General features: G+C 39.2%; 8 protein-coding genes. 1 reads left to right on the top strand and 7 read right to left on the bottom strand.

The window, feature by feature from the left end; translation table 11 throughout:
* The first annotated feature begins 210 nt into the window (after window positions 1-210).
* Window positions 211-786 (top strand): hypothetical protein, encoded by a 576-nt coding sequence (locus ACXIUD_RS07085; RefSeq protein ID WP_458051923.1) that lies wholly within the window; start codon window positions 211-213, stop codon window positions 784-786.
* 324 nt (window positions 787-1,110) lie between these two features.
* Here ACXIUD_RS07085 and tsf read toward each other — a convergent pair whose 3' ends face one another.
* From tsf to ACXIUD_RS07050, 7 genes are all read right to left on the bottom strand, one after another.
* Entirely contained in the window at window positions 1,111-1,941 is an 831-nt protein-coding gene (tsf, locus tag ACXIUD_RS07080) for a translation elongation factor Ts (RefSeq protein WP_458051922.1), read from the bottom strand.
* A 161-nt stretch (window positions 1,942-2,102) separates the two neighbouring features.
* Window positions 2,103-2,864, bottom strand: coding sequence for a 30S ribosomal protein S2 (gene rpsB / locus ACXIUD_RS07075; protein WP_189582431.1), 762 nt, complete (start codon window positions 2,862-2,864; stop codon window positions 2,103-2,105).
* Between the two features lie 45 nt (window positions 2,865-2,909).
* Window positions 2,910-3,296, bottom strand: a complete 387-nt coding sequence (rpsI, locus tag ACXIUD_RS07070; RefSeq protein WP_189582428.1) for a 30S ribosomal protein S9 — start codon at window positions 3,294-3,296, stop codon at window positions 2,910-2,912.
* Between the two features lie 12 nt (window positions 3,297-3,308).
* Window positions 3,309-3,752, bottom strand: a complete 444-nt coding sequence (gene rplM, locus ACXIUD_RS07065; RefSeq protein ID WP_458051921.1) for a 50S ribosomal protein L13 — start codon at window positions 3,750-3,752, stop codon at window positions 3,309-3,311.
* A gap of 121 nt (window positions 3,753-3,873) precedes the next feature.
* Window positions 3,874-4,584, bottom strand: coding sequence for an RluA family pseudouridine synthase (locus tag ACXIUD_RS07060; protein ID WP_458051920.1), 711 nt, complete (start codon window positions 4,582-4,584; stop codon window positions 3,874-3,876).
* Window positions 4,585-4,971: 387 nt separating this feature from the next.
* A complete protein-coding gene (locus tag ACXIUD_RS07055) occupies window positions 4,972-5,295 on the bottom strand; it encodes a nucleotidyltransferase domain-containing protein (RefSeq protein ID WP_458051919.1) in 324 nt (107 codons plus the stop codon).
* Complete coding sequence (locus ACXIUD_RS07050) at window positions 5,274-5,654, bottom strand: HEPN domain-containing protein (RefSeq protein ID WP_458051918.1); 381 nt, start codon at window positions 5,652-5,654, stop codon at window positions 5,274-5,276. The genes ACXIUD_RS07055 and ACXIUD_RS07050 overlap by 22 nt, the downstream gene beginning before the upstream one ends.
* Window positions 5,655-6,000: the final 346 nt, after the last annotated feature.

Genomic DNA, 6,000 nt, shown 5'->3' with positions numbered 1-6,000 from the left:
TTATGATTTTATAAGATCAAACATTTATTTATTGCATTTTTCAAAGGTGAAATAATCATTAATTAATTTTTTTAAATCGATTTGAACTTTTATGTTTAATGAAATTAAATCTCAGTAACTATGAAAAAGTATCTATCTATCTATCCTACTTTTAGGTTTGGTAGCCATTAGTTCTTGTCAAGAAAAAATTCAGGAGGAATTTTTACCATTATGAAAAAGACTATAACATCATTTATCCTCATCCTCTTTTCTTTCACTTGTTTTGGCCAAGCAAAATCAGAGATATTTGTTCGCAGCTCCTTCAACACAACCCAAGACTTTAGCTTTGAGCCTGTTTCGGGAAGAGGGTTAGGAATTCATTTGGGTATAAGACCTAGTGTATCCTGGGAAAACTGGCAACCTGTAATTATGCTAGGCTATGAAACAATAAGCAGTATTCAAAGTAAGTCACAACCAACTATGTTTTGGTATGATCAAAACGTACGACTTCAAGCAATCCTAGAGAGAAGTGTCTATCAAAGTGAAAAGGAAAAATTATGGATTGGCTTTGGAGGTTCAGTTGCAGTAGGAGATAAAACAAACACGTTGATTACAATAGTTGACCAAAACAATGTGACTAACTATTTCACTAGCAGCGGATTTAATGGAGCAGTTACTGCTCAAGCATCACTGAGATATCAAAATTTAAACTTTTCTGATATCATTAGTTTCGGATATTCCATGGATTGGGCTTTTGTAGATAGCGTTTGGATTCATGGGTTTTCAATCTATTGGAATCTACGGTGATTTAACAATTCATCACTAACTTATAGCAACAGTGCAATTAGTGATCGCTTCGGCTTACGACTTGACCATGAAAGATACGACTCTAGAGATAAGATCAGTAGCATATCACTACTGTACAGACTCTTATGATTACTCCACAGCAAAAAACATCATAAAATAGACTGTATGCGGTTCAAAACCCTTGAGCCTTTGACTTCAAGGTTTTTTTTATCTTTCTAAAAAAGCTTCGTGTTCATTTGCGTCATTCGTGGACAAATAAAAAGCCGACTCCTTTTGAAGTCGGCTTTTATCTTGAGTCTTATATCTCAAGTCTTATATCTCCTCTTACCCGATAGACACTCTTTTGAAAGCAGCTACGGTCATGCCTTTGCTTACTTTGTCAAGGTACTGAGCGATAGATAAAGAGTTATCTTTTACAAATTGCTGGCTCAACAAGGTGTTTTCTTTGTAGAACTTATTCAATTTACCCAAAGCGATTTTCTCTAACATTTCTTCAGGCTTACCTTCTTGTCTTGCTTGGTCTTTACCTACTTCGATTTCTCTTTCTACAACAGAAGCATCTACACCGTCTTTGTCAACAGCTACAGGGTTCATCGCAGCAATCTGCATCGCTACATCCTTACCAGCTTCTTCCACAGCAGCACCGTTGGTGTTGACCAAAGAAACCAATACACCTAATTTTCCATTAGAGTGGATATAAGGAACCACTGCTTCACCAGAAACAACTTCGTAATGGGAGATTTCGATTTTCTCACCAATTTTACCAGTCATTTCAACGATTTTATCAGCTGTAGTGATATTTTCAAACGGCAACGCAAGAATATGATCTACAGAAGTCGCTTTGTTAGCAACAGCTAGATCCAATAACGTATTTGCAAAAGCAACGAAATCTTCATTCTTCGCTACGAAATCAGTTTCGCAAGTCAATGAAAGTAATGTTCCAGTAGCACCGTCAGCGCTTACATGCGTAACAATTGTACCTTCTTTGGTTTCTCTGTCAGCTCTTGAAGCAGAAACTTTCTGACCTTTTTTTCTAAGGATATCGATTGCTTTTTCGAAATCACCTTCAGCTTCGGTAAGGGCTTTTTTACAGTCCATCATACCAGCTCCGGTCATTTGTCTCAATTTGTTTACTTCCTGTGCAGTAATAGCCATTGTTTTAGTCAATTTATGAGATTAAACTTTTTTTCTAGGTTAGGGAAGACCTGGCAGTCCGCCGCGGCGGACTGCCAGGTCTAATTCAATTAAAAACAAAAAATTGAACACAGGCCGAGACCGCATGTTCAATCTTTTGTATTCAGTAAATCAAAGTGGAATTACTCTTGTGTGTCAGCATCCACAGCTCTCTTTGCTTCTTCCTCTTCAGAAAGTTTAGCATCTTCTTTGTCCTTCTTACGCTCAGAAAGACCTTCTTCGATAGCTGTTCCGATGGCTTTTACCAACAAGGAGATTGATTTGTATGCATCGTCATTGGCAGGGATAGGAAACTCTACCTCATTTGGGTTAGAGTTGGTATCTACCAACGCGAAAACAGGGATACCAAGCTTTTGTGCTTCAGAGATTGCGATGTGCTCTCTCTTGATGTCTACTACAAACAAAGCAGCTGGAAGTCTAGTCAAGTCAGCGATACCGCCCAATACAGATTCCAATTTTTCTCTTTGTCTGGTGATCATCAATCGCTCTTTCTTCGCTAAGTTTTTGTAAGAATCTTCTTTCATCATTTTGTCGATGGTAGACATCTTCTTCAAAGACTTGCGGATAGTAGCGAAGTTAGTCAACATACCACCTAACCATCTTTCAGTTACGTAAGGCATGTTTAATCGTCTTGCTTCTTCTGCAATAAGGTCTTTCGCTTGCTTCTTAGTAGCTACGAACATCACTTTTTTGCCAGAACGTACGATTTGCTTGATTGCATTGGATGCTTCTTCGAGGCAAACAAGCGTTTTGTTTAGGTCGATGATATGGATACCGTTCTTCTCCATGAAGATATACGGAGCCATTCTTGGATCCCACTTTCTCGTCAAGTGTCCAAAGTGAACACCAGCATCCAGTAAGTCTTTATATTCTATTTGTGCCATTAATAAAGTATATTTTTCTGTATAAGGTTGTGAGAAAACCCCCAATTAACGCTTGGAGAACTGGAATCTTCTTCTCGCTTTTCTTCTTCCTGGCTTCTTACGCTCAACCATTCTAGGGTCACGGGTAAGGAAACCTTCTTTTTTCAATGGAGGTCTGTGCTCAGCGTCAAATTCACAAAGTGCTCTGGCAATTGCCATACGAGCAGCTTCCGCTTGACCTTTGATACCACCGCCGTCTACATTGATCGTCACATCGTAAGTACCTTCTACACCTACAAGGGCAAGAGGCTGCTTCACTACGATCTGATGCAAATCAAACGGGAAATACGTTTCGATCGGCTTGTTGTTGACAACGATCTCACCTTTGCCCGGCTTCATGTAGATTCTAGCGACGGATGTCTTTCTTCTACCGATTGTGTTGATAATTTCCATGAACTGCTAAGGTTAAAATTTGACTTCTTTAGGTTGCTGTGCAGCATGAGGATGCTCAGGACCGTTGTAAACAAATAGGTTTCTGTACATCTGTCTGCCAAGTCTGTTCTTTGGCAACATACCTCTGACTGCTTTTTCCACCAAAATAGAAGCAGACTTTTGCTTCAATAGTTTTGGTGTAGAAATGCGCTGTCCACCTGGGTAACCAGTATGACGAACGTAAACTTTCTCGTCCATCTTTCTACCAGTCAACCTAACCTTGTCTGCGTTGATGACAATCACGTTGTCTCCGCAGTCCACGTGCGGGGTAAAGTTTGGCTTATGCTTACCCCTTAGGATTTTGGCAACCTCACTTGCAAATCTACCTAGAACTGCAGACTGGGCATCCACTACCACCCATTGTTTGTCTACAGTAGCAGCATTTGCCGATTTGGTCTTGTAGCTTAATGTATCCACTGTGTAAATGTTTAATTATTAGCTTGTTAAATATATTCCACCCCCAAAAAGGGACACAAAGATAGATGTAATTTCTTTTACATGCAAAAGAAACAACATTATTACCCACATTTTCTTTATGTTAGCCGTTTTTCTCCAGCTGCTTGACCAATACGTCAAAGTCTTTAGGATAAGGAGCTTCTATAGCAATAGGCTCTTCCTTCAAGCCTTTAAACCCAATGGCATACGCATGGAGCGAAACTCGCTGCATAATGGGCAGTTCATCCGTGCCTTTTTTAAGGTTAAATCGCCGTTTTAAGGCAGATAAATAAAGTGGCTTTCCTCCATAGGTATCATCCCCACAAATGGGAGCTTTCAGGTGGGTCAAGTGAACCCTTATCTGATGCAATCTCCCCGTGATAGGCTTACATTCGATCAAGGAATGAGCAAAGTAAGTCTTCAAGGTATTGAATACCGTCTGTGCAGGCTTGCCTTCTTTGGTTATCTTGGCGATGCCTTTATTGGTTGCGTGAATATTGCGATCCACCAATTCATTGCTGAACTCATGAATCCCGTCCACTACTGCATGGTAAATTTTACTGACTTTTCGGTCCTCAAACTGGATAGCGATGTTCCGATAAGCATCCTGGTGTTTGGCAATCACTAGGCATCCCGAAGTCTCCTTATCCAGTCGGTGACACACCTGGGCATCTGGGGTGTAACCTCTGGCAAGTTCCAGAATATTCTGGGCTTCATGCCGATCTTCCAATGTCGATAAATAGGGAGGCTTATTGATGACAAGGTAATCCTCGTTTTCAAACAGAATCAAGTCCTTAAAATCAATTTTTTTCATGCAGTCCTTTCCCAATAAGGGCGCAAAAGTAGGGAATTTAATCGAGTTGAAAAAATATGGGAAGGGAAAATTAGTGATTGGTTGATTAAGTGATCAGTAAGGTCCACAGTCGACGGTCAACTGTCCACGATTTAGTGAACAATGAGCAGTGAACAGTTGAAGAGTTATTAGTTGATTGAGTGATTAGTAGCTAGAGGTCCACAGTCGACGGTCAACTGTCCACAGAATAGTGAATAATGAGCAGTGAACAGTTGAAGGGGTATTAGTTGAATGATTGATTAGTAACCAGAGGTCCACGGTTGACGGTCAACTGTCCTCGGTTTGGTGAACAATGAGCAGTGAACAGTTGAAGAGTGATTAGTTGATTGAGTGGTTAGAAACATGCCTTTACGAGCTAAAAACGTGCAAGCCATTTTTTTTAATTTCCTCCACTAAAGGTGATTCTTGCGATTGTTTAAATCTATTTTTACCAATGACGAAAGGCTCTATTTTGGTACTAACTTTTCTCGTAAGACTCCATATTTTCCCGACTAACAAATCGTTGGCCTCAACAGCATCATCTGAAACTAACATCAAATCTAAGTCACTTCTGTCACTTTGATTCCCCGACACATAACTTCCAAACAAGTATGCGTCATAAATCGGGAACCCTTCTGCTTGCAACAGTTTGATAAAGTCATCGATGATTTTTAAAGTTTTTCTTTTAACCATAGCCTTATATCTTCAGTTTGAGACAAATACTTCATTACAATCTCTAAGGATGGTATTGAAGGGTTATAATCAGGATATCTTCCGTGAAGCTGATATTTCATTAATACACCTAAGAAAACTTGCTCTTCTTCACTAAATTCAAGTTGTGCTAATTCAGACAAGAAAATAAGATTGTGAGACTTAGGTGCTATCTGTAAAGTTACTTTTACAACATGAGCTTTTATGGATTTTTCAATTGTCAAATGACAAAAAAATAATCCATGTAAAATCCTTTTTCTTTCAATAAGAATTTGAGCAGTTTGAATATCCTCCTCTGCACCTTTAACCCAATAATCTATTTGCCTTTGAATATTCAACATTTTTAAACGCAGAAAGATAGTTAAATTAGTTTCTTGAATTTATAGAAAATACATGAAAAAAGAAAACAAAACTATTCTCCATCAATCTATCCAACGGATTCTTTATTCTATGATTTAGCTTTTCGTATTAGTTTAATTGAACTGATTAGGTGAGTGGCTGAGCCAAGTCAAAGCCACTGAGGAAAAACATCTACAGTTGACTGCTCCCAATCTCGTTAATCCGAGTCTTGATTCTTGTCTCTTGATTCTTGTGTCTAAACTCTAGCTTCTCGTCTCCTGCTTGCAGCAGGCAAGTCTCGCATCTATTACCCGAATCCCTACTTGGTACTTCGTACTTAGTACTTGG

The organism is Mongoliitalea sp., from assembly GCF_054166905.1.
The sequence above is the reverse complement of the archived record's forward strand: the minus strand, read 5'-3'. Positions and strand labels throughout refer to the sequence as shown.